This is a genomic window from Halomarina oriensis (assembly GCF_009791395.1).
GTDB classification, from domain to species: domain Archaea; phylum Halobacteriota; class Halobacteria; order Halobacteriales; family Haloarculaceae; genus Halomarina; species Halomarina oriensis.
Map to the genome: position 1 here is coordinate 68,660 of NZ_WSZK01000007.1, position 23,914 is coordinate 92,573.

Here is a 23,914-nt window from a genome sequence, read left to right on the forward strand (position 1 = left end):
GTACGGTGGGAAAGAGAGCGCGGTCGGTACGCTAGATTTCGGTAATCCGGGTGTAGGAGTCGTCGAGTACCCGTGCGTCCTCGGGTAGCAGCGCGACGACGAGATACGACGCGTACTCCGCGATGTACTCCACGAGATCGGCGATCCGTTCGGAGTCGATCGCTTCCAGTGAATCGAGGAGCACGAACGGCACCGTCTCGTGTACGTCGTGCACGAGGTATCCCGCCAGGCCGAAGACGAGTCCGGTCACCTCCCGTTCGCTCTCGGAGAGGTGGTCGATGGTGTCTTCGTACGTCGCCCCGGACGCAGTCGAGCGAACGACGTGGAGTTCGAACACCGTCCGGTCGACCTTCTGTCGCCCCTCACGGACCCGTTTCTGGACGCGTTCGATCCAGATGCGTTCGAGGTTCTCGTAGCCCAGTATCTCGAGCACGGCGTCCATGTGGTCGTTGAACTGCTCCACCGCCTGCTCCTCGATTCGGTCGATTCGCGTCCGGAGGTCCTGCAGTTCTTCGGTGACCGATTCACGCTCCGCTCGAAGTCGTTCCTCTTCGGTCAACGACTCCTCGATAGCGGCTATCCGGTCGGTTACGTCCTCGGCCTCCGATTCGAGCCGACCGAGCTCGAACTCCAGTTCGTTGGCCTCCTTGTGGAGTTCGAGGATCTCGTCGAAGTCGTCGGATTCGAGTTCCTCGACCGCCGTTTCGAGGGATTCGATCTCGCCACCGAGTCGGTCGCGCTTCTCACGGAGGGTCTCGATCTCCTCACGACGTCGGTCCAGTTCGTCGGTGACCTCCTCGTGCTTCTGTGTGAGGCGTTCTTGCTGGCGGCGATGTTGCTCTCGCTCGCGTTTGGTCTCCTGAAGCTCGTTCAACTCGTCTTCTATCTCGCGCACGTCCGAGAGGGTGTCAGTTCGGACGGACCGCAGTTTCTCGAGCGTGTCCTCGATTCGCTCCTCTTCGACTTCCGTCCCGCACGTCCAGCAGACGACCGACTCGTCCTCGACGAGCTGGTCGGTCACCGCCCCGTCGGTACGGCTATCCTGCAACACCTTGCTCATCTCTGATTCCGTCTCGTCGAGCATCTCCTCGTTGAAACTGATGACGTCCTGGAGGTCGCTCACTCGCTCTTCGAGGCGGCTCTTCTGGCTTCGGAGCCGCGAGATCTTCCGCTGTAGGTCCTCTTCGTCCGCGGAGAGTTCGGGAAGAGCTTTTCGTTCGGCTTCGAGTTCGTGGCGCTCGGAGGTGAGCGACTCGATGCTCTTCTCCTGGAGGTCGATCTCCGAGCGGATCCTGTCGAGTTCTGACCGCTGGTCTCGGAGCGCTTCGAGACGGTCTTCGAGTTCCTCCTGCTCGTCCCGACTCGCCTCGATACTGCCGTCGTACGCTTCTATCTCCGCCTCTTTCGCTTCGAGGTCCGACCGCTTCTCTTCGATATCCGACTGGAGCGACGTCCGGCGCTCTTCGAGGGTCGGGAGGTCCCCTTTCAGCGACTCTAGCTCCTCCAGCTCGTCGTCGATCCGGTCCCGCTCGGCTTCGTGCTCGCTGATCGCCGCTCGAATCGCGTCGACGTCGACGGGCCGCATGATCAACTCGCGGAGGTCTCGTCCCTGGGCGACTGCACGGCGGGCTTCGTTCGACTCCAGCAGGAACGCGAAGAGGTCGGCAACCACCGGGTCCTCGGCGTATGGCTCCCCGTCGGTCACGACGGTTCCGTCCGAACGTGTCAGCGTCCTCGTGTAGGTATTCTCGCCGATTTCGAGTTCGACGGTTCCGGTCTCGGCGTCGCCCTTGACCGAAGCGTTGTCGCTCCCCATCGCGGCCATGATCGCCTGCAGGAGCGACGTTCGGTTCGTCGCGTTGCGGCCCGTCAGAACCGTCACACCGGGGGGTATGTCGACGGCCGTGTCGTCGATTCCGCCGATGTTCTGTACCGCGACCGAAGCGGATTCCTTCGGCGTCGTAATGGCGTCCATACCTATCGAACACGTGTGAGCGGTAAAAATATACCTCTTTGGGCGAGAACCGACGGGTTTTCTCGGCAACTCCGGCAAAAACGCCGTCCTCACGGTGTCACGGCGAAACTGTGGACGTCCGTGGAGTGAGGCGGACGACGACTCCGGAGGATGACCTGCTGCCCACGTCGAGGAGTTCCGGTGGCCGACACCGGTGTCGAACACTCCGAACGCCGAGACGTCGTGCAGTCCGACCCGTCGGGACCGAGAGGTGCTCGTGTCATCGTCGACGGGAAGAACCCACTCGTGGCGGGTTCCGACCCGAAGCCGCTCACCCAGGGGTCGCTCGAAACAGCCCATCGGACCCGCCGTCGTACTCCGCTCCCAGGCCGTGACCCATCTCGACGAGGGCTACACTCGTCTCGCCGGCATCCGACGACGCTACGAGACCGTCTCGACCCGACCGCGTCGGCCGTCCCCTCGGTGTCGCTCGTCTTTCGAGCCGGATACGACGCCCGCTATAACAGGCGTATGTCTGTTATGAAATCCGGAGTCCCGGCCGGTCGGAGACGTCACCCCATCCACCACCGATGTTCCACGTCCCGAATCCGACCTCCGTGACCGTACTGCCCGTCTCTCCGAGTTCGTCGTGTCGCATGGACCGACCCACTCGGCCCAGGGAGTAAACTGTTCGCCACTCCGTGGTCGTTCGCCGACACCCTCCATAGCCGTCGTTCGACGGCCGTCGTCGGGTCCGCGACGCCGTTCTGGTATCGTGAACGCATGTGGGTAGATAGCACACTCGTTCGCACGAGGGTTCTTCCGAATACGATCGTGATGCTCTATTCTACCGACACGTGTCCGGCTATCGACCAAAATACCTGTCAATGTCGAACTCAGCGACGAACTTCGTGGGCGTTCAGGATTGATGAACGATTGTTCCACGTCCGAAGCGGCCCCGCCGGTAATCGAGGCATCCGTGTCGACGGCCGGTCGGGAACGCCGAGAGAACGAGAGCGGGGTCGGAACTACGAGTAGGTGACGTTCAGTTCGATGACGTTGACCGTCTCCAGCACGCGGTTCGGCAACGTCTCCGTGAAGCGCTCGTCACGGATTCTGTTCGACGGGCCGGACACGCTGATAGCCCCGAGCACACGGCCGTTGTTGCTGAGGATGGGGGCAGCGACACAGCGAAGGCCCGGGAGTCGCTCCTCGTCGTCGAAGGCGACGCCGGCCTCTCGAATCTCGGCCAGGTCCTCGTCGAGCTCTGCCCTGTCCGTGACGGTCTTGGGAGTGTACGCCTGTAGGCCGTGCATCTCGACGATTTCGTCGACACGCTCCTCGGGGAGGTGTGCCAGTATCGCCTTCCCGAGCGCCGTCCCGTGGAGTGGCACCCTGGTCCCGACGTGTGCTTCGACCTGCACCGCCCGGTCTCCGCGCGCGCGATGGAGATACGACCCACGTCCGTGCTGCTCGACCATCAGGTTCGCCAGCTCGCCGGTCGTCTCCGCGAGCGTGTCGACTTCCGGCTTTGCGATGTCGTAGATGTCCATCTGGATGCGGGCGAACGCGCCGTACTCGAGGAATCGGATACCGACGTGGTACGTCGAGCCGTCCTTGACCACGTACTCCTCCTGGAGAAGCGTGCTCAGGTAGTTGTGAATCGTGCTCTTCGGGAAGTCGAGATGCTCCGAGAGCTCTGACACACCGGCTCCGTCGAGCTCTTTGAGCGCGTCGAGTATCTCGAACGCGTTCTCGACCGACTTCACCGCGTGTCTCGCTTGCTTTCCCATACCCTCCGTTTCGGTCCCTTCCTATTGAAACGTCTGCTCCGCCATACGGACATCTGTTCAGCAATTCTGAATCGACCCCGTCGACCGGGCCGTTCGGGGGACGTTCGCCCGCGAGAACCCCGCCGAACGGCGGTATCGGTCGAACCGCGGCCACCGCCAGCGCTTTGCCACCGGGCGGAGAAGCGGTCGGCGATGACGCCGCCTGTCACCGACGACTGTTGGCTCCGGTACGAGGAGGTCACCGACGAGCGTCGACACGAGGCGTACCGGACCTACTGTGCGAACGCGTACGTCTCGGTCGGCGCGCCGGAACTCGGCGCGGTTCGAGACGAACTCCGACGCGGCCTCGGGGAGATACTCGGGCGAACTCCGCACCTCTGGCAGCACCCCCCGCGTTCCGCCGACGGCTTCCTCGCGGTGGGGACGCCCGAGGAGATGCAGGTGATACACGACTCGGTCGTAGTCGACGCCGTCGACGCGCTCGCTGACGGCGGGTTCCACGTCAAAGCGACGGAGTGGGAGGGGGCGAACGTGCTCGTCGTCACCGCGTCGACCGACCGGGGGCTGGTGTACGGGACGTTCCACCTCCTCCGGCACCTCTCGCTGGGCCGACCGCTCGACGGCCTCGACGTGTTCGAGGAACCGGCCACCGCCGACCGGTTCGTCGACCACTGGGACAACCCGTTTCGGCGGTCGGTGGAGCGTGGGTACGCCGGACTCTCCCTCTTCGACGTGGAGACGCTCCCCAACGTCGACGAGCGGTACGTCGAGTACGCTCGGCTGCTCGCGTCGGTCGGTGTCGACGGCCTCGTCGTCAACAACGTCAACACCGAGATTCCCGACCGGCCGAGCGCGAACGACGCGATGAGCGAACTCGGCGGCTGGCGACTGCTCGAACCACGCTACCTGGAGAAACTCGCGGCGCTCGCCTCGGTGTTCAGGCGGTACGGGATTCGCCTCGCTCTCTCCGTGAACTTCGGTGCGCCCGAGCGACTGGGTGGCCTCGACACCGCCGACCCGAACGACGAGGCCGTCGAGCGGTGGTGGGCCGAGAAGGCGACGGAGGTCTACGAGTACGTCCCCGACTTCGCGGGCTTCCTCGTGAAGGCCGACTCGGAGGGCCAGCCGGGACCGTACGACTACGACGCCGACCACGTCGACGGGGCGAACGTCCTCGCCCGCGCACTCGAACCGCACGGCGGTCGGGTCTGGTGGCGAGCGTTCGTCTACGGCTCACACAGCGACCGGGCCGTCCAGCAACACGAGACCTTCGAACCGCTCGACGGCGCGTTCCACGACAACGTCACCGTCCAGGTGAAAAACGGCCCCATCGACTTCCAGCCACGCGAACCCGTCTCGCCGGTGTTCGGGCAGATGCCCGAGACGGACCTCGCGCTGGAACTCCAGATCACGGGCGAGTACACCGGCCAGCACGTCCACGCCTGCTACCACGTCCCGATGTGGAAGGAGGTGCTGGAGTTCGACACCGACCCCGAGGGTCACGGTCGACGAGTCGCGGACCTCCTCACCGAGGCTGGCAGCGGGCTGGCCGGCGTCGGCGGTCCCGGCGACGACCCGAACTGGACCGGTCACTACCTCGCGCAGGCGAACCTCTACGGCTACGGGCGACTCGCGTGGGACCCGGACCTCGACACGGCGACCGTCACCGACGAGTGGGTCCGCCAGACGTTCGGCCACGACCCCGAGGTGGTCGAGACGGTCACCGACGTCATGCACGACAGTTGGCCTGCGGTCGTCGACTACTCGACCGGCGGCCTCGGGCTCATGCACATGATGTACAACGGCGAGGCCCGCCTGGAGAACCACTACGACCCCGCCCCCGGGGAGTGGCCGGGCTACACCGGCGCGACGGCGGACGGCATCGGGAGGGACCGCAACGCGCGGGGCAACGGCTACGCCCAGCAGTACCCCGAGGCGCTGGCCGAGCGGTACGACGACCCCGAGACCTGCCCCGAGGAACTGCTCCTGTTCTTCCACCACCTGCCGTGGGACCACACGCTCGACGACGGGCGGACGGTCGTCCAGACGCTCTACGACAACTGCTTCGCGGGGGTCGCGGCCGCGCGGGATCTGCGTGATCGTTGGGACAGCCTGGACGGGCGAGTCGACGAGCAGCGGTTCCGGCACGTCGCCGAGCGGTTCGACGAACAGGTCGTCCAGGCCGAGCGCTGGTGTCGTACCCTGACGGCGTTCTTCTACGAGCACTCCGGCGTTCCCGACGAGCACGGTCGGGTCCCGGCCGACGACTGAGACGGCAGCGTCTCTTCGCCGATCACGGCTGGCCGCTACTCCGCGGGGTACGTCGACGCCTCGGCGAGCACCGTCGAACCGTCGACGTCCCAGTCGTCGAGGTACGGTCCCTCGGCGGCGACGAGTTCGGCGAACAGGTCGCGGTCGTCGTCGGGCGAGAGCGTCCTGACCTGCTGGTCGAGGAGGAACCCCTCGAACGCGGCGTCGAGGTCGCCCGTTCGGGACGCCTCGACGACCGTCTCGATGGTGTCGACGTGGCCACGCAGGAGGCTCCGAACGGGTCGCGGGAAGCCACCGGCGGCGACCGGTTGGACCTCGTGCTCCCGGACGACGGCGTTCGTCTCGACGCCCGGTCGGTCGGGTCGGTCCGTCCTCCCCTCGTCCCCGGCCACACAAGCTATTAGTCGGCGTTCTCCGAAGCGAGAGCCATGAATCCGACGTGGATGCTCCCACCCCACCCCGACCGTCGGTGGACGCTCGCCCGACAGCTCGGCCTCTCGACGGCCGTCGTCCGGTTCTGGGGGGAGACGGAGTGGTGGACGTACGACTCGCTGTTGCGGACGGCCAACCGATTCGCCGACCACGGCCTCTCACTGGACGTCGTCGAGGACCGCCCGCCGATGACGAAGACCGTCCTCGGCGAGGAGGGGCGTGACGAGGAGATAGCGACCGTCAAGCGCCTGCTCCGGAACATGGGCGCGGTCGGTATCGACGTCTACTCCTGGGTGTGGACGGAGAACCCCGTCGGCGTGATTCGGACGTCCGACTCGGTGGCGCTCCGGGGGGACTCTCGAACCACGGCCTACGACCACGAGCAGTCCGAACGCGCCCCCGACCACCCTGCCGACGTGACGGAGGCCGAACTCTGGGAGAACCTGGAGTACTTCCTCGACGAGGTGGTGCCCGTCGCCGAGGCGGCGGGCGTGACCCTCGCACTCCACCCCGACGACCCGCCGATTTCGCCCGTTCGCGGTGTCCCCCGTCTCGTCACGTCAGCGGAGGACGTCCAGCGAATCCTCGACCTCCACGACAGCCCGAACCACGGGCTGACGTTCTGTCAGGGCAACTTCTCGGCGATGGGTGCGGACGTCCCCGAGGCCATCCGCCGGTTCGGCGACCGCATCCACTTCGTCCACTTCCGGGACGTGGAGGGGACACCGGAACGGTTCGTCGAGACGTGGCACGAGGAGGGTCAGACGGACATGCTCGCCACGATGCGGGCGTACCGCGACGTCGGCTTCGAGGGGCCGATTCGTCCGGACCACGTCCCGCGGATGGTCGACGAAGAGGACCGCGACGGGGCGATGTCGGGCTACACCGACACGGGACGACTGTTCGCCATCGGCTACATGAAGGGGCTCCTGGAGCAGACGGCTCCGTAGGTTCGAGACAGCGCGTCCCGGACCGGGCCGCGACGAGCCAACGCTTATCACACCGACAACCGAGGCGACGGTAGTGAGCCGTCCGAAGAACCCGCTGCGACTGCTCCTCCTCGGTATCGGGGCGGTCCTCGCTCGTCTGGGCCTCCTCGCACCGGAACGAGCACGCGAGACGACCGACCTGGCGTGGCCACGCATCGTCACGGGTCTCGCCCGAATGTCGAAGAGCGTCGTCGACGTCGCGATGGTCGGCGTCGCGGTCGGCCCGACGGCCATCGCGGGGATGGGGTTCGCCGGCCCGTACTGGGGGCTGACGTTCGCCGTCGGCGGTGGGATGGCCGCCGGGACCATCGCGCTCGTCTCGCAGCGATACGGCGCGGGGGCACACGACCGACTCGGACAGGTCGTCCGGTCGAGCGTGCTGCTCGTGACGGTCGTCGGCGTTCCCGTCGCCGCGCTGTTCTGGGCCGCCCCGACCGACCTCGTGGGTCTGCTGAGCGACGACCTGACGGCCGTGGCGTACGGCGCGGACTACCTCCGAGTGCTCGCACTGGGCGTGCCGTTCGCTATCCTGAACCAGATCGGGAGTCGCGTGTTCGTCGGTGTCAACGACGCGCGGACGCCGATGGTCGTCCGCTCGGGTGGTGCCGTGGTGAACGTCGGTCTCAACGCCGCCCTCGTCTTCGGGTTGGACATGGGCGTCGTCGGGGCCGCACTGGGGACCGTCGTCGCCAGCGCTCTCGTGACGACGACGTTCGCGGTCGGCCTCACGGCCGGTCGACTCCCCGGCGTCGGTGCGCTCCCGGTGAGCGTCGACCCCACCCGTCGGTACGTCGATCGGGACACGCTCTCGGCACTCGTCTCGATCGGCCTGCCCGTCGTCGGCCGGAGTGCCGTCTGGACGGTCGCCCGGTTTCCCATCCTGGCGTTCGTCGGCCTGCTCGGCCCGAACGTCGTCGCCGCGTACGTCATCAGCCGGCGTATCTGGGGGCTGATGAACACGCCCGGCTGGGGGTTCGGCCTGGCCGCCAGCAGCCTCGTCGGGCAGGCCCTCGGCAGCGACGACGAGGACGGCGCGGCGACGTACGGCCGCGAGATAACGTACTTCACCGCCGCCACCTACCTGCTCGCGGCCGCCGTCGTGGCGCTGTTCGCCGAACCGGTCGTGCGTGGATTCGTGACGGACCCGGCCTCGGAGACCGTGCCGGTGGCAGTCGGACTGGTGTACGCCGCTTGCGTCGCGGTCGTGCCCCAGGGGGTCGGTCAGAGCATCGCTGGGGCACTCGACTCGACGGGCGACACGCGGTGGCCGTTCTACGGGCGCGCCATCGGGATGTTCTGCTTCGCCATCCCGCTGACGTACCTCGCAGCGACGGTCCCGTCGTTCGGCCTGTGGGGGCTCTACCTCGCCTTCCTCGGCGAGAGCCTCCCGACCGCGCTCGTCAACGGCTACCGGTTCCGAACGGGGCGGTGGCGGGCCATCAGCCGGACCTACCGCCCCGCGGCCGGCGATTGACTCTTCACGAACGGTGGTCTCCCGTTCGGTCCCGATGTACTACGTCGAGAGCACGTCTCTGACCGCGTCGTAGGCCGGTTTTCGCTGCCCGCGGTCGTCGAACAGGAGCGGGTCCCCCGAGAACCGCTCGGGGAAATCACGGAACGCTCGGAGCCACGTGTCGCCGTCGCGGACGCCCCAGGTGACGAGCGTCTCGACGCCGGTGTCGAGACACGTCTCGACGACCTCGCGGTAGTAGTCGGCCTGTCGCTCGGCTGCGTCGTGGGGCACCTCGCCGGCGGGGAAGGCGACGTCCATCTCCGTTATCTGGACGTCGAGGCCGAGGTCCTGGAACCGCCGGACGTTCTCCGCGATGGAGTCGGGGTCGGGCCAGTCTCCGAGCGCGTGGAGCTGGAGGCCGACACCGTCGACGGGGACGCCCCGGTCGAGCAGTCGACCGAGGAGGTCGTAGACGGCGTCGGACTTCTCGTTGACCGCGTCCGCGCCGTAGTCGTTGTAGTAGCGGTCGGCGTCGGGGTTCACCTCGGCGGCCCACTCGAAGGCGCGGTCGAGGTACTCCTCGCCCATGGCGTCGTACCACACCGTCTCGCGCATGGACCCGTCGTCGTCGACCGCCTCGTTGACGACGTCCCACGTCCCGACGGACCGTCGATAGCGGCCGACGACGGTCTGGACGTGCTCGCGGAGGAACCGCCGCAACTGGTCGTCGGTGTAGTCCCACGACTGGAACCACGTCGGTGTCTGGTTGTGCCAGACGAGCGTGTGGCCGCGGACGGGCATCTCGTGGGCCCGTGCGAAGTTCACGATGGCGTCGGCGTCGGCGAAGTCGTAGGTGCTCGGTGCCGGTCTGAGCGGCCCCATCTTCAGGGCGTTCTCGGCGGTGACCACGGTGAACTCGTCACGGACGAGTGCTCGGTAGCTCACGTCGGTTCGGAGACGGTCGGCGTCGACGGCGGCCCCGACGTCGACGGCACGCTCCCCGGCGACTGCTCGAAGGGGTCGGTCTGTCGGCATCGACCCGAGCGACACACCACGACGAAAAAAGCGTACTCCCCGACGAGCTACCACGACCCGTTTCACCCCACCGTCACCGCCACGGCGACCGGGAATGGTAGGTGTCTCGACGAACGAGTCTGCAATCGTAAGCAGAGAGCACACTCAGAATTAACGCCGGCAAAACTGATAAATAGTAGACCGTCCGACGTGTCGCTCACGGTCTACGATGGCAGAGCACTCCCCACATCGACAGCACAAGCGCCGAACGTTCCTGCAGACACTCGCCGCCCTCGGGCTGGCGACGACCGGGTCGGCAGCGGTCGGGGCCGCCCGGTCCTCGTCGTCGAGCTACTACGAGACGCTCCGGAGCGACCTGACGGGCCGTGGTGGCAACCGGACGCTCCCGGCCGGCGAGTACCGCATCGGCGAGAGCGAGTCGGCGGTCCTCGACGCGTTCTCGGTCGTCGGTCACGGCTCCGGGTCGGCCGTCGACGTCGACGCCGACGCGGTCCCCATCTCGACGGCCACGCGCGTCGAGGCCGGCAACGCCTCGAAACACCCCGACAGCGTGGCGTACCGCGCCCACCTCGAAGCGGGGTCGGTCGACGCCGGTGACGTCCTCCTCGGGGTGGCCTACCTCCGGAGCGACGCCGAGGACCCGCAGGTGAAGGCGGTGTTCAGACGGGCGTCGGCGGGCAACGGGACGCAACGAGCGTCCGACAACGCGGTCCAGCGGTCGGCGGTCGTCGAACCGACCGGCGAGTGGCTGCGCTACTTCTTCCCCATCGTGGTCGGGGAGGGTCGGGAGCCGGCCGACGCGACCCCGACGTTCGAGTTCTGGACCGGCTACGGCAGACAGACGGTCGATATCGGCGGCATCGCGCTCCTCGACTACAGCGACGCCGAGTCGGTCCCGTCGCTCGACACGCTCCCGCCGTACGACTACGAGGGTCGTGCGCCCGACGCCGACTGGCGGGCGGCCGCCGAGGAGCGTATCGACGAACTCCGGAAGACCGACGTCGCGGTCCGCGTCGTCGACGAAGACGGCGAGAAGGTCCCGAACGCCGTCGTCGACCTCGGCATGACCGAACACGCGTTCGACTTCGGGAGCGCCGTCTCGGTCGAACACGTCACCGGCGACGACGAGGACGACCAGCGGTACCGCGAGGTGTTCCTGGAGACGTTCAACAAGGCCGTCGTCGAGAACGGGATGAAGTGGCCCGCCTGGGACGGCGTCTGGGACATCGACACCGACGCGACGATGGCGACGCTGGAGTGGCTGAACGACCACGGCGTCCCGACTCGCGGCCACTACCTCCTCTGGGAGGAGTACGGCACCGACGGCGGCGGTGGGATGAACGTCAGTGGCGACCTCCCGGCCGAGGAGTTCGAGGCGACGGTCGGCGAGAAGATAACGAACCACGCCGAGCGGTTCGAGGGGTTGGTGACGGAGTGGGACATGCACAACCACCCCGTCTGGCAGTCGAACTTCCGGAGCGACGAGGCGCTCGGCTGGCCGGCCGTCGACCGCTGGTGGACGGCCGCGAACGACGCCACCGACGCCGAACTCTACACCAACGAGATGGGGGCCATCGGCGGCGTCTGGCAGCAGGACCAGTACTACCAGTATCTCCAGCGTCTCGTCGAGGACGACTACCCCGTCGACGGCATCGGGTTCATGGGCCACCACCAGCAGCAGTGGGGACAGATACTCGACGTCGAACAGATACTCGCGGGCCTCGACCGGTTCGCCGAGTTCGATCTCCCCCTGCTCGTCACCGAGTTCGACATCGAGGTTTTCAGTCGGCAGAACGCACAGGACGTCGCCGTTCAGCGCGACTACACCCGCGACTTCCTGACGGCACTGTTCAGCCACGAAGCGGTCGAAGGCGTTCTCTCGTGGGGGTTCTGGGCGGAAGACCACTGGCGACCGACCGGCGCGTACTACGACGCCGACTGGACGCTCCGCCCCAACGGCGAGCAGTTCCTCGACCTGGTGTTCGACGAGTGGTGGACCGAGGAGACGGGCCGGGTCGGTGGCGACGGGACGCTCACGACCCGCGGGTTCGAGGGCGACTACCGAGTACTCGCGACCGATGGCCGCCGCGTCGGTCACACCACCGTCACGTTCGACGACGAGACCACGACCGTCGAGGTGGAACTCCGCCCCGTCTCCGAGGTCGCGGCGGACCTCGACGGCGACGGCCGTCACGAGGACCTCGACGGTGACGGCGACGTCGACGGCGACGACGCCAAACTGCTCCTGAAGAACCTCCGGAGCGACGACGTGACCGACCACGTCGAGGTGTTCGACTTCGACGGCGACGGTGAGATCACCTGGGACGACCTCGCCGCGCTGTTAGAAGAACTGAACTGAGCGACCGCCCGGCCGTCGGGCGTCTCTCACGCGTCTCGGGACGGAGCGTACCGCCGAGCGACCGGTATCCACTCAGACCACCGTCACGGTGTTCGTCAACTGCCCGATGTCCTCGATACCGATGTCGATGCGGTCGCCCTCCCGAAGCGTGAACCCGTCGCCCGGAACGAGCGCCGTCCCCGTCAGGAGGACGGACAGTTCGGGGACGGCGTTGTGCTTCGTGTAGCAGTCGACGAGTTCCGACACCGACCGGACCATCTCGCCGGTGTCGGTCGACTCCTCGTAGAGCGTCTCGCCGTCGCGGCGGATAGTCATCCACATCTCGAGGTCGTGTGGGTCGTCGACCGACGCCGCCGACCGGACGCACGGCCCGATGGAACAACAGCGGTCGTACACCTTCGCCTGCGGGAGGTAGAGCGGGTTCTCCCCCTCGATAGAACGACTGCTCATGTCGTTGCCGACGGTGAACCCGACGATGTCGCCCTGGTAGAGGACGACGCCGAGTTCCGGTTCCGGGACGTCCCACTCCGAGTCGCTTCGGATGCCGACGGGTTCGTCGGGGCCGACGTAGCGGTTCGGCGTCGCCTTGAAGAACACCTCCGGTCGGCCCCCCTCGTAGACGTCGATGTACATGTCGGGCATCGTGCTCTCCTCCTGGCGGGCCTGTTCGCTGATGTGGTAGGTGACACCCGCCGCCCACACCTCGTCGGCGTGAACCGGTGCTCGGGTCGTGTCGGCGATGGTCTCACTGGCGAGTTCCGGCGCGGATTCGGCGAGTTTCGCGGCGATGGCGTCGACTTCGCGGTCCGCGATAGAAGCCGCACGGGCGAGGTCGCCGAACGACTCCACGCTCGCGTTCGCGGCCGTGAGGTCGTAGCTCCCCTCGTCCGTGTGGAGCGCGAGACGGGCGTCACTCGGGTCCCCAACCTGATAGTAGCGCATACAGCGAATCTATTGGAGGCTCGTGATATAGTTTTGGTGCAGTCGCCCGACCGGTCGTGAACGCCCGTACTCTACCGCGAAAACCGTTTGCAGTACCCGAGACACCCCTTCGTGGTGCTCCGGTTCACGTCCCGTTCGCGGCGACAGGTTCGAGGCCGTCCTTCGTGATTCGGCGCTCCTGGCCGGCCGCGACGTCCTCGAACGTCCGCTCGGTCCCGTCGGGCCAAGTGACGGTGAGGTCGACTCGCTCGCGGTCACCGAGGCCGACGTGGACGACCCGACTCTCCTGGGAGAGGAAGTCGGACTGGACGGTCTGCTGGACGACGTCGCCGCCGTCCGGGCCGGAGACGTGGACGGTCGCGCCGTAGACCGTCGACCCGGCGTCGTCGACGACGCGGAGCGAGAGGCTGTTCCCGTCGGCCCCGACGTTCTCGTAGACGGTGACGGTCCCGTCGTAGGGCGCGACGATCACGTCGCGGTCACCGTCCCGGTCGTAGTCCAGCGTGGCGAGTCCCCGACCGTCGTGTTCGGTCAGGTTGTGCGCCGAGGCGTCGAGGTTCGTGAAGTCGTCGCCCTCACGCTCGAACAGCATCGGGTAGGTGTAGTGGGGGTCATCGCGGTCGATACGGACGACGTGCTGGGTCGTGTGGAGCAGGTCCCGGTCGCCGTCGTGGTCGAAGTCGGTCAGCGTCGCAGCCCACCCCCACCCGCCCTCGCGGACGCCGTAGGAGACCGCGGCGTCGGTGAGGTTCCCCGTGCCGTCGTTGAGCATGAGGGTGTTGCCCTTCGTCCGGCCGGATTTGAGGACGTAGCCGAACAGCAGACGCAGACGCTCGTAGCGTTCGTCGTCCTCGACCTGCTCCAGCGGGAGGTAGATGTTCGTCGTGAACACGTCCTGTGTCCCGTCGCCGTTCACGTCGGCGATCTCGGAGGCCATCCCGTTCCGGGAGGTGTTGCCGCCGAGCACCCGTTCGGCGAACGTCCCGTCGCCCTGGTTGAGGTAGACGACGTCCGTGTTGTAGTCGTTCGCCACGTGGAGGTCCGGCAGCGCGTCGCCGTTCAGGTCGACGAAACTCGCCGCGAGACTCCACCGCGTCGCGTCGTTCACGCCGGCGTCGTCGACGCGTTCGAACCCGTCGCCGGTGTTCTCGTAGAGGACGTTCGGGTTGCCGTTGTCCTCCTCGAGCGTCGCGTTCAGGCTGAAGTAGCCGTCGGGCTTCCCGGTCGTCCAGTCGCCCGACTGGTAGACGAGCAGGTCGGTGTCGCCGTCCCGGTCGTAGTCGGCGGCCGTCGCGCCGAGCGGGTAGGTGAGGTTCCCGAGGCCGACGTCGGCCCGCTCGAACGTCCCCTCCTCGTTGTGCAGGAACACCGGTTCGGCGTGGGAGCGAAGCACCAGCAGGTCCTCCCAGCCGTCGCCGTCGTGGTCGAAGAACAGCGCACTCTTGACCGACCCGTTCACCGTCGGGAACCCGTCCGCTCGCTCGAACGCTCCACCGGTGTTCCGGAACAGCACGGGCCGTTCGCCGCCGACCGCGAGGACGTCCTGCCAGCCGTCGCGGTCCACGTCGGCGACGTAGACGCCGTCGTTCCCGTTGCCGGCCGCACCGCCGTCGGTCCGGTAGTCGAGTCCGCTCTCGTTCGTCCGCTCGCGGAAGTCGATGGTGGTCTCGTCGGGCGTCCCGCCGACACCCGCACAGCCGGCCCCGACGACCGAGAGCACGAGCAGCGCCACGGCGAGGACCGTCCACCGCGCCGACGGCGCGGTCATCGTTCGCTCGGGAGCGCGCGGTCCGCCCTGGACGGCACGAGGTAGGTGCTCCGGGAGAGCGTCCCGAGGTAGTCGACGATACCGTGGCGGTCGTCCGGAACGTCGTGGTCGTACTGGTCGACGTCCATCGCGCGGCGAACCTCGACGAACCGGCGCGTGTCGGTCTGTACCGACGAGAAGTTGAACGTCGACCCCTCGACGTCGTCGGTGGCGACGCCCTCCGAACGCCGGAGTATCCGGGTGCGGAAGTCCTCGTCGCGGGCCGACGCCACCTTCTGTGCGTGCCCGACGATGCCGTGTTCTTCGGCGAGTTCGTCCATCCGCTCGACGTTCTCCTCGGTGATGCCCGAGTGGTTGCCGAGTGCCTCGCCGGTCTCACCGACCGCCTCGTCGGTGTGGGCCGGGCAGTACATCTCCTTGCGCCGCTGTTCGTGGGGCTGTTCGTACCAGTCGTCGAGCGCGGTCCGAATCCGGGAGACGACCAGCGTCGTCCCGTCGGCGAACGCCCCCTCCGAGAACGTCGCCACGTCCTCGGGAGGGAGGCTGTTGTCGAAGCCAGCACGAAAGCCCATCGACAGCGGCGCGTCCTCGGGGATGGCCTCGTGGTCGAGTTCCTGTGCGGGTCGGCCCTTCCCGAGAACGCCCGTGCGCCGTTCGACGACGGAGAAGACGTCGGTCAGTCGCGCGTCCACCTCGACGCCGTTGAGCTCCTCCGACTCGCCGAACAGCGCCTGTTCGGCCGCGAGCAGGATGGAGGCGTAGTCGCTGTCGAGGAGCAACAGGGCGTCGAAGTCGGCGGCCAGGGCGGGGTCCTCGCCGAGTTCCTCCAGTATCGTCTCCGGTGTCTGCAACCCCTCGACGTCGATGCCGACCCGGTCGAGGTAGCGCGGCGCGTACCCGAGCATGAACAGCAGGCCGTTGTTGACGCTCCCACTGGTGTCGAGACCGCTCCCCCACTGGAACGCTCGTTCGAGCACCCGGAGCGCGTCCTCGACCTGTGTGCGGTCGCCGTCCGTGGGGGGCGTCGACCCGTCGTACGAGAGGCCGAGGAGCAACTGATGCTGGCTCTGTGTGACGGTTCCGTGGACGCTGGTGACCAGGTAGTCGTCCCACGCGTGCTGTCGGGCCGGGAGCGTCGACGGGTCCGAGACGCCACGCGGGTACTCCGGCGGGTCGGCGGTTCCGTCGTCGGGAGCACGCTCGGCCTCCTGACAGGCCGCGAGCGCGCTCGTGCCCCCGATGGCGAGCGCGGCCTTCACGAGCGTTCGCCGTGAGAGACCACGCGAATCGTTGGCAGTCATCGCCCGTCACTTGCTGCTTGACGTACATGGTAGTTTCTGTCGTACACCTCCCAGCCCCGGTGGCGGGTGTCGCGTTCGCCGGCCCCCGGCGACCCTGTACGTATTTACCCACCGACGCGCACGATGCGTCCATGACGACCGATTCGCGGACGCCACTCGACGACGTCGACCCGGAGACGGTCTCTCCCGGCGACGTCGACGCCAGCGCAGTTCGTGCCGCACTGGACGCGTCGGGCCCCCTGACTCGACAGCGAGGTGTCGAGGTGTGTCGAGCACTCGCCGAACAGGACGTCGACGCCGTCCGGCCGTTCCTCGACGCCGTCGCGGCGCTGACCGCCGCCGACAACGCGGCCATCTCGATGCGGGCTATCGGCGTCCTCGACACCGTCGCGTCGACGGACCCCGACGCGCTCGACGGCCGACTCGCCGCCCTCGCCGCGACGATGGGGACGGACATCACCGACGTCCAGTTGACGGGAGCGACCCTCCTCGGGAAGGTAGTCGTCGAGCGCCCGGCACTGGTCGCCCCGCACGTCGAGGCGCTCGCGGCGGGTGTCGGCGCGACCGAACTCGACCCGGACGTCGAGGACTTCGCTATGGTCGACGACGAGGTGACACGGCGGACCCTGCAGGAACACGAGGAGAGCGAGCGACGACGGGTCGTCTCGGCGCGCCGGACGCTCGTCGACGTCGTCGTCGCCGTCTGTGAGACCGAGCCACGGGCGGCGACGGACGCCGTCGACACCATCGTCGACCTGCTCGACGACGTCGACCCGGGCGTCGCCGGGGGCGCAGTCGACGCCCTGGGTCACCTCGCGGCCGCCGACCCCACCGCCGTCGCGCCGGTGACCGACCGACTGGTCGACTGCCTCGACCACGATCGGACGGTCGTCCGGGCCAGAGCGGTCCGGGCGCTCGGCCGTCTCGGTGACCCGGCGGTCGTCCCCGACCTCCGCCGGGTCGCCGCGTCCGACGCCGACGAGACGGTCCGGGAGGTGGCCGAGCAGACGGCGACGTACCTCGACGAGGAGTGACGGGCGACCCGTTCCGCTGTGTCAGCGCTCCATCGCCCGCTTCGTACAGTACCAGTGTGCACCGGCGAAGAAGACGATGCCGCCGCCGACGAGGACGATATCGAGGACCAGAATCGGATAGCTCCGGTCTCCGGGCCCGACGAACAGCAACGAGAGCGCCGAGAGCAACCCCATCGCGATGAGGACGCCGAGCGCGAACCGCATCTGACGGCGGTTGGCACAGAGGAGGTCCAGCACGACAGCGCGTTTCGACATGCCCTACCGTGGGTGGACGGCTCTGAAAAACCTTCGTGGTGGGGCCGTCGCTGCCGACGGTAGCGGCCCGGAGCGCCGTCTCTCACACGCTCACTCCGGTCTTCGTCCGTGGCGACGCTGGCCCCGTTCGGTAATTTCCGCCGACTGTGTGTGAATATAATCCACAATGTTTATGACTAGTTCTGTATACGCTTACAGTGTTATGGCAAGCGACAGCAGTCGGCGCGACTACGGTGAGGTCCTCAGTCGTCGACAGATGCTGGCAGTCGCCGGAGCGTCCGGGATGGCTGCACTCGCAGGATGTGCAGGTGGCGACGACTCCGGCAACGACAGCGGGGACGGGAGTGGCGGTGGCGGGTCGAACGGAACCGGGTCCGGCAACGGGCAGGTGCAGGACGCGACGTTCCGCAACGCCTACACCGGCAACCCGGTCGACCTCCACTTCAACTCCGCGGCGACTCAGAACTTCAGTTGGCCCGCCGGCCGGGCCGTCTTCGCGCCGTTCCTCAAGTACTCCTTCAACGAGTCGGAGTTCATCTACGGGGCGCTCGAGAACCTCGAGATCACCGAGGAGGACGTGACGCTGACGTTCCGCGAGGACCTGACGTGGTCGAACGGCGACGACTGGACGACCGAGGACTTCGAGGTGCAGATTCAGCTCGCTCAGATGACCGAGAGCTCCATCTGGGGCTATCTCGACGACTACGAGATCGTCGACGAGCGGACGGCCCGACTCATCCTCTCGGGGCCGACCAACCCACAGATCGTCAAGTTCGAGCTGACGAACTTCTTCGTCGACACGAAAGCCGAGACTCACGAACAGTGGCTGGACCGCCCCGTCGAGGAGTTCCTCCAGTGGGCGTGGGAGGACCCGGTCGCGAGCGCGATGTTCAGCTTCGTCAACAAGGACCAGCAGGCGTTCGAGTTCGAGCACAACCCCGAGTTCTACAACGCGGACAACGTCAACTTCTCGACGTACCTCATCGAGAGCTACGGTGGGAACACGGCCCAGCACCAGGCGCTCATCAACGGGCAGAACGTCGACGCGGCGACGAGTCTGTTCACGCCGCCCGAGATCGCCGAGCAGTTCCCCGGCAACGTCGTTGAGGTCAACATCCCCGCGAAGTGGGGCTACGGTATCGTCTTCAACCACAGCGACCCGCACTTCGGCAAGCGCGAGGTCCGACAGGCCATCGCCCACGTCATCAACCGACAGCAACTCGTCGACAACGCGGGGCCGCGGACGAAGTTCGTCACGCCGACGCCGTGTGGTATCGCACCGCGTGACCAGGAGAACTGGCTCGATGACTGGTTCGGCGACTTCGAGACGTACGGTCCCGAATCGAGCAACACCGAGCGAGCGACCGAACTGATGGAGGGGGCCGGCTACACCAAGGAGAACGGTACCTGGACGGCTGAGGACGGGACGACCCTCGGCGGCGAGTACGGCTCGCCGGCGGGCTGGACGGACTGGACGACGATGACACAGACGACCGTCGACCAGTTGAACAGCTTCGGGTTCGACTTCTCGGTCAGCACGCGACCGACCAACGACTGGTTCAGTCAGTACTCCCAGAGCAACTTCAAGCTGGGCTCGCTGTACTGGTTGCCGGGCGGGTCGCGTTCGGCGTTCCCGTACTTCCCGCTGTACTACCAGCTCTGGGCGACGGACATCGGTGGCGGGCACAACTACCGCGATATCGCCGACTCCGAACAGACCATCCCGAGCCGAGACGGCGGCGAGATGACCATCAACCCGCTCGAAGTCACGACCCAGATCGCACAGCAGGCCTCCGAGGAGGACGCCCGCGAGTACGTCCAGCAGGCGGCGTGGCACAACCACATCGACCTCCCGTTCCTCGGGCTGGTCTCGAAGTTCGAGCAGTCGTGGGTCACCGACGACGAGTGGACCACCGCCGAGGAGGGGAGCACGAACCGCCGCGTCAAGTGGCCGCCGTTCTGGTGGGTCCACGAGGGCGAACTGCAGTACGACGGATAGCTCGGTAACCTTTAACTATCGTACTTGAGAGAACCAGACAATGAACTACTACCTCAGACGCACAGCCAGGATACCCCTGACGGTTCTCGCCGTGATCACGCTCACGTTCGGGCTGATTCGCCTGCTCCCGGGCGGCCCGTTCACGCAGCTTCGAATCCAGCTCATCCGGCAGGGCGTTCCGGTCGAACAGGTCAACGCGCGCATCGAGGCGCTCCAGAACATCCGTCCCGACGCACCGCTGTGGCAACAGTACCTCGACTACCTCGCCGGGGTCGTCACCCTCGACCTGGGGGAGTCCATCTCGCTCGGCCAGCCGGTCATGGACGTCATCGCCCGCGCGCTCCCGTGGACGGTGTTCCTCGTGGTCACCTCGACCGTCCTGATGTTCGTCATCGGCGTGCTCATCGGTGCCGTGCAGGCGTACTGGGAGGGCTCGCGGTTCGACAAGACGTTCTCCGGCGCGTCCATCTTCCTGATGGCGGTGCCGTCGTTCATCTTCGCCGTCGTCTTCCTGTTCTTCCTCGCGTACCAGTGGAGCCTGTTCCCGACGGGGTTCGCGTCCGCACGCGGGGTCGAGTCCGGGTTCACCTTCGAGTACTTCGCCAGCGTCGTCCACCACGCCACGCTCCCGATCCTCGCGTTCACCATCGGCGGCATCGGGTCGACGGCGCTCAACATGCGCGGGAACAGCATCCAGGTGCTCGGTGAGGAGTACGTCGAGGTCGCCCGACTTCGGGGGCTCTCCGACGGGCGTATCGCCACGCGTTACGTGGCGCAGAACGCCATCCTCCCGATGTACACCGGGCTGTTGTTGCTCATCGGCTTCCGTCTCGGCGGCACGGTCGTCCTCGAAGAGATCTTCTCGTACCCCGGGCTGGGCTACTACCTCATCTCGGCGCTCGAAGCGAACGACTACCCGTTGATGATGGGGTGTTTCCTCGTCATCACCGTCACGCTGGTCGTCGCGGTCTACATCGCCGACCTGACGTACGGGTTCATCGACCCGCGTATCAGCGCAGGTGACGCAGATGGCTACTGAGACGGACTCCCAGTCCTCTTCGGAGGAGATCGACTGGCGCTCGGAGTCGTCGTCCGCCGAGATGACCCGGCGCGACCGAGCCGAGGAGTTCTACCGCCGCTGGGTGTACGAACCGGTCGTCATCGCGTGGTCCGACGTGCGGACGCGCCTCGGTATCCTCATCCTCGGGGGATACCTGCTCATGGCGGCCGTCGACGTGTTCGGACTCTGGCGGAATCCGAGCACGAACCAGGCCCCACAGCTACTCCCGCCGTTCGAGAACTGGTCGTTCCCGCTCGGAACGACGAACTCGGGCGTCGACCTGCTGGCGCTCATCATCGACTCGACGCCGTTCATCCTGCTGATGGTGCTCGCGGGCGGGGTCTGGGCGACCAGCCTCGCCGTCGTCGTCGGCACCGTCTCGGGGTACAAGGGCGGGCGTGTCGACACCGCCATCACGTCGGTGTCGGACTTCTTCATGGCCATCCCCGGCCTCCCGCTGGTCATCGTGCTGGCCATCGCGCTGAGTCCGGAGAACCCCATCCTCCTCGGCGTCGTCCTCACGATCAACTACTGGGCCGGACTGGGTCGTTCGATACGGTCACAGGTCCTCTCGATACGGGAAGCGAGCTACGTCGAAGCCTCCCGAACGATGGGGACCAGCACGCCCAGAATCATCGTCAAGGACGTCCTCCCCAACATCATGCCGTACGTGATGGTCAACTTCGTGCTCGCCGCACGCTACACCATCTTCGCCTCGGTCGGCCTCTACTTCATCGGGGTCCTGCCGTACACCGGGCAGAACTGGGGCGTCACGCTGAACAACGCGTACTACCAGGGCGGGCTGTTCACGACGGAAGCGCTGCACTGGCTCCTCGTGCCGATGATCGCTATCGTCGGCCTCGCGTTCGGCCTCATCCTGCTGAGCCAGGGGATGGACCGCATCTTCAACCCACGGGTCCGAACCCGGCTCTCGGGTGAATCGGAGTCCGTCGAGGAAGACGAGAACACGACCACGACGGGGATGTTTTAGATGGCAACCGACAGTACACAGTCGACCACGACCGCATCGGACGGGGTCAGCGACCCGATCCTCGAGATTCGCAACGCGAGCGTCAGCTACAACGACGGCGAGACACGCGTCCTCGAAGACGTCTCCGTCGACATCGACAGACGAGAGGTGCTCGGCATCGTCGGCGAGAGCGGGAGCGGCAAGTCGATGTTCGCCTCCGCGCTGCTGGACGCCGTTCCGGACCCCGGCCGACTCACCGGGCAGATAACGTACCACCGGGAGAACGGCGACACCGTCGACGTGCTGGAGTTGAGCGACGAGGAACTCCGTCAGTTCCGCTGGGAGGAGATATCGATGGTGTTCCAGGGTGCGATGAGTTCGTTCAACCCGACGATGGAGGTCGGCGCGCACTTCAAGGAGACGCTGAAGACCCACGACCGAAACGTCTCGGAGGGGATGGCGTTCGCGCGTGAACTCCTCGAGAACCTCTACCTGGAACCGGAGCGTGTGCTCAACGCCTACCCGCACGAGCTCTCGGGCGGGATGCAACAGCGTGCGCTCATCGCGCTGAGCATGGTGTTGAACCCGGAGGTGCTGGTGATGGACGAGCCGACGGCTGCACTCGACCTGCTGATGCAGCGGTCCATCCTCCGACTGCTCGACAACCTGCAGTCGGAGTACGACCTCACCATCGTCTTCATCACCCACGACCTGCCGCTGGTCGCGGCGCTCGCCGACCGGATGGCCATCATCTACGCCTTCCAGTTCGCCGAGATCGGGCCGCGAGACGAGATCATCGGCAACTCCGCACATCCGTACACGCGGAAGTTGCTGAACGCGACGCCGAACCTCGACGCGCCTCTGGAGGAGATGCAACCCATCGAGGGCGAGGGCCCGGCCCCGGTCAACGTCCCCTCGGGCTGTCGGTTCCACCCACGCTGTCCGCTCGCGACCGAGGAGTGTCGCGTCGAGGACCCACCGCTGGAGTCGTTCGACCGCCACTACCCGGACCACCGGGCGGCGTGTCACCACCGAGAGGAGGCGCGCGAGGAGATACCGCTGAACTTCGGCGAGGGGGCCCAGCAGTTCGACCACCAGCCGTCGGAGTCGGTGGCGAGTACGGCCTCGACCGGACGACCCCGGACCGGCGACGAACCGCCGCTGTTGCGGGCCGACGACGTCGAGGTCCACTTCGAACAGTCCCAGGGCCTGCTCGAACGGTTCGGGGGGCCTCCGGAGGTGGTCCGTGCCGTCGACGGCGTCTCGCTCGACATCCAGGAGCAGGACCTCGTCTGCCTCCTCGGCGAGAGCGGGTGTGGCAAGACCACGTTCGGGAAGACGCTCATCGGCCTCCAGAAGCCGACCGGCGGGGCCGTCGAGTACCGCGGTCAGGACATCTGGGAGGCCAGCGGGAGCACGGACGTCACACGCGACGAGATTCGCGCCGCGCTCCAGATCATCCACCAGGACCCCGGCGCGGCGCTCAACCCGAACCGCCGCATCGTGGACATCCTCTCGGAACCGCTGCGACACACCCACCCGAACGTCGGTCGCAACGAGCGCCGGAGTCGCATCCACTCGTTGCTCGAACGCGTCGGCATGAATCCGGCGGACGACTTCATGGGACGGTACCCCCACCAGCTCTCCGGTGGGGAGAAACAGCGTGTCGCGCTCGCGCGTGCGCTACTGATGAACCCCAACGCCATCCTCGCCGACGAGGCCATCAGCGCCGTCGACGTCTCGCTGCGTATCGAGATCATGGACCTGATGCTCGAACTCCAGTCGGAGTTCGACACCTCGTTCCTGTTCATCAGTCACGACCTCTCGAACGCGCGGTACTTCGCGGAGCACGGCGACGGCCGCATCGCCGTCATGTACCTCGGCGAGATCGTGGAGATCGGGACCGCAGAGCGCCTCATCCACGACCCTCGCCACCCGTACACGGAGGTCCTGCGCTGGGCGACCCCGAGTCTCGACCTGGATGACATGGAGGCCTCCGACCCACCCATCCGCGAGGTGGACGTGCCGGACCCGGTCGACCCGCCTTCGGGCTGTCGGTTCCACACGCGCTGTCCCGTCGCTCGGGAAGCCTGCCGCGAGGAGCACCCCGACCTGGAGGGGCTCGACGACGCGCCCGGCAAGGCCGCCTGCTTCCGCGAGGACCCGAACCACGCCTACTGGGACAGCGAACCGCTCGAAGGGGCCGAAGAGTCCGACGACGTCCTCGCCGACGACTGACGGGGCCCACCCCGCCGCAGTTCCCCGTCGTTCGGCCCGCGTCGAACAGCGACAACGGTAT

General features: G+C 66.9%; 17 protein-coding genes and 1 pseudogene. 9 read left to right on the forward strand and 9 right to left on the reverse strand.

Translation table 11 applies throughout. The features are described 5' to 3' along the window. Positions 1–31: 31 nt before the first annotated feature. The 3 genes and pseudogenes from GQS65_RS02955 to GQS65_RS02960 form a co-directional block, all read right to left on the reverse strand. Complete coding sequence (locus GQS65_RS02955) at positions 32–1,975, reverse strand: archaea-specific SMC-related protein (protein ID WP_158203185.1); 1,944 nt, start codon at positions 1,973–1,975, stop codon at positions 32–34. Positions 1,976–2,507: 532 nt separating this feature from the next. After that, positions 2,508–2,612: pseudogene (locus GQS65_RS22215) on the reverse strand (aldo/keto reductase); the annotation flags it as partial. A gap of 370 nt (positions 2,613–2,982) precedes the next feature. Further along, positions 2,983–3,747 (reverse strand): IclR family transcriptional regulator, encoded by a 765-nt coding sequence (locus GQS65_RS02960; protein WP_158203186.1) that lies wholly within the window; start codon positions 3,745–3,747, stop codon positions 2,983–2,985. Positions 3,748–3,939: 192 nt separating this feature from the next. Between GQS65_RS02960 and GQS65_RS02965 the strand changes: the two genes are divergently transcribed. Beyond that, positions 3,940–6,018 carry an alpha-glucuronidase family glycosyl hydrolase gene (locus tag GQS65_RS02965; RefSeq protein ID WP_158203187.1) on the forward strand — a complete coding sequence of 693 codons (2,079 nt, stop codon included), beginning with the start codon at positions 3,940–3,942 and terminating at the stop codon, positions 6,016–6,018. 35 nt (positions 6,019–6,053) lie between these two features. On the opposite strand, the gene GQS65_RS02970 is transcribed toward GQS65_RS02965, so the two are convergent. Then, the gene (locus GQS65_RS02970; protein ID WP_368279779.1) at positions 6,054–6,410 is read right to left on the reverse strand and encodes a family 4 glycosyl hydrolase; all 357 of its coding nucleotides are present in this window, start codon (positions 6,408–6,410) and stop codon (positions 6,054–6,056) included. A gap of 36 nt (positions 6,411–6,446) precedes the next feature. On the opposite strand from GQS65_RS02970, the gene GQS65_RS02975 reads away from it, so the two are divergent. Further along, positions 6,447–7,400 carry a mannonate dehydratase gene (locus GQS65_RS02975; protein ID WP_199268391.1) on the forward strand — a complete coding sequence of 318 codons (954 nt, stop codon included), beginning with the start codon at positions 6,447–6,449 and terminating at the stop codon, positions 7,398–7,400. Positions 7,401–7,473: 73 nt separating this feature from the next. Further along, the gene (locus tag GQS65_RS02980) at positions 7,474–8,913 is read left to right on the forward strand and encodes an MATE family efflux transporter (RefSeq protein ID WP_368279780.1); all 1,440 of its coding nucleotides are present in this window, start codon (positions 7,474–7,476) and stop codon (positions 8,911–8,913) included. Positions 8,914–8,952: 39 nt separating this feature from the next. Here the strand turns inward: GQS65_RS02980 and GQS65_RS02985 are convergent, their stop codons facing one another. Then, positions 8,953–9,927: an endo-1,4-beta-xylanase gene (locus tag GQS65_RS02985; protein WP_158203189.1), complete on the reverse strand. Its 975-nt coding sequence runs from the start codon at positions 9,925–9,927 to the stop codon at positions 8,953–8,955. 208 nt (positions 9,928–10,135) lie between these two features. Between GQS65_RS02985 and GQS65_RS02990 the strand changes: the two genes are divergently transcribed. Then, a complete protein-coding gene (locus GQS65_RS02990; protein WP_158203190.1) occupies positions 10,136–12,286 on the forward strand; it encodes an endo-1,4-beta-xylanase in 2,151 nt (716 codons plus the stop codon). Between the two features lie 72 nt (positions 12,287–12,358). On the opposite strand, the gene GQS65_RS02995 is transcribed toward GQS65_RS02990, so the two are convergent. The 3 genes from GQS65_RS02995 to GQS65_RS03005 all read right to left on the reverse strand — a co-directional run bounded on the left by GQS65_RS02995 (position 12,359) and on the right by GQS65_RS03005 (position 16,297). Beyond that, positions 12,359–13,228: a fumarylacetoacetate hydrolase family protein gene (locus GQS65_RS02995; RefSeq protein WP_158203191.1), complete on the reverse strand. Its 870-nt coding sequence runs from the start codon at positions 13,226–13,228 to the stop codon at positions 12,359–12,361. A gap of 124 nt (positions 13,229–13,352) precedes the next feature. Next, positions 13,353–14,996 carry a CRTAC1 family protein gene (locus tag GQS65_RS03000; RefSeq protein ID WP_158203192.1) on the reverse strand — a complete coding sequence of 548 codons (1,644 nt, stop codon included), beginning with the start codon at positions 14,994–14,996 and terminating at the stop codon, positions 13,353–13,355. Then, a complete protein-coding gene (locus GQS65_RS03005) occupies positions 14,993–16,297 on the reverse strand; it encodes a DUF7405 family protein (protein ID WP_158203193.1) in 1,305 nt (434 codons plus the stop codon). Before GQS65_RS03005 ends, GQS65_RS03000 begins: the two co-directional genes overlap by 4 nt. A 131-nt stretch (positions 16,298–16,428) precedes the next feature. Here GQS65_RS03005 and GQS65_RS03010 point away from each other — a divergent pair, with 131 nt between their 5' ends. Continuing rightward, positions 16,429–17,331 (forward strand): HEAT repeat domain-containing protein, encoded by a 903-nt coding sequence (locus GQS65_RS03010; protein WP_233264995.1) that lies wholly within the window; start codon positions 16,429–16,431, stop codon positions 17,329–17,331. 21 nt (positions 17,332–17,352) lie between these two features. Here the strand turns inward: GQS65_RS03010 and GQS65_RS03015 are convergent, their stop codons facing one another. Continuing rightward, positions 17,353–17,586 (reverse strand): hypothetical protein, encoded by a 234-nt coding sequence (locus GQS65_RS03015; protein ID WP_233264996.1) that lies wholly within the window; start codon positions 17,584–17,586, stop codon positions 17,353–17,355. 256 nt (positions 17,587–17,842) lie between these two features. Here GQS65_RS03015 and GQS65_RS03020 point away from each other — a divergent pair, with 256 nt between their 5' ends. From GQS65_RS03020 to GQS65_RS03035, 4 genes are read left to right on the forward strand one after another with little or no spacing between them, the layout of a single operon-like run. Next, positions 17,843–19,585, forward strand: coding sequence for an ABC transporter substrate-binding protein (locus GQS65_RS03020; RefSeq protein WP_158203237.1), 1,743 nt, complete (start codon positions 17,843–17,845; stop codon positions 19,583–19,585). Between the two features lie 40 nt (positions 19,586–19,625). Further along, positions 19,626–20,624: an ABC transporter permease gene (locus GQS65_RS03025; protein WP_158203194.1), complete on the forward strand. Its 999-nt coding sequence runs from the start codon at positions 19,626–19,628 to the stop codon at positions 20,622–20,624. Continuing rightward, positions 20,614–21,636: an ABC transporter permease gene (locus GQS65_RS03030; protein WP_158203195.1), complete on the forward strand. Its 1,023-nt coding sequence runs from the start codon at positions 20,614–20,616 to the stop codon at positions 21,634–21,636. The genes GQS65_RS03025 and GQS65_RS03030 overlap by 11 nt, the downstream gene beginning before the upstream one ends. Beyond that, on the forward strand, positions 21,637–23,853 hold the full coding sequence (locus GQS65_RS03035; protein WP_158203196.1) for an ABC transporter ATP-binding protein: 2,217 nt from the start codon (positions 21,637–21,639) through the stop codon (positions 23,851–23,853). Positions 23,854–23,914: the final 61 nt, after the last annotated feature.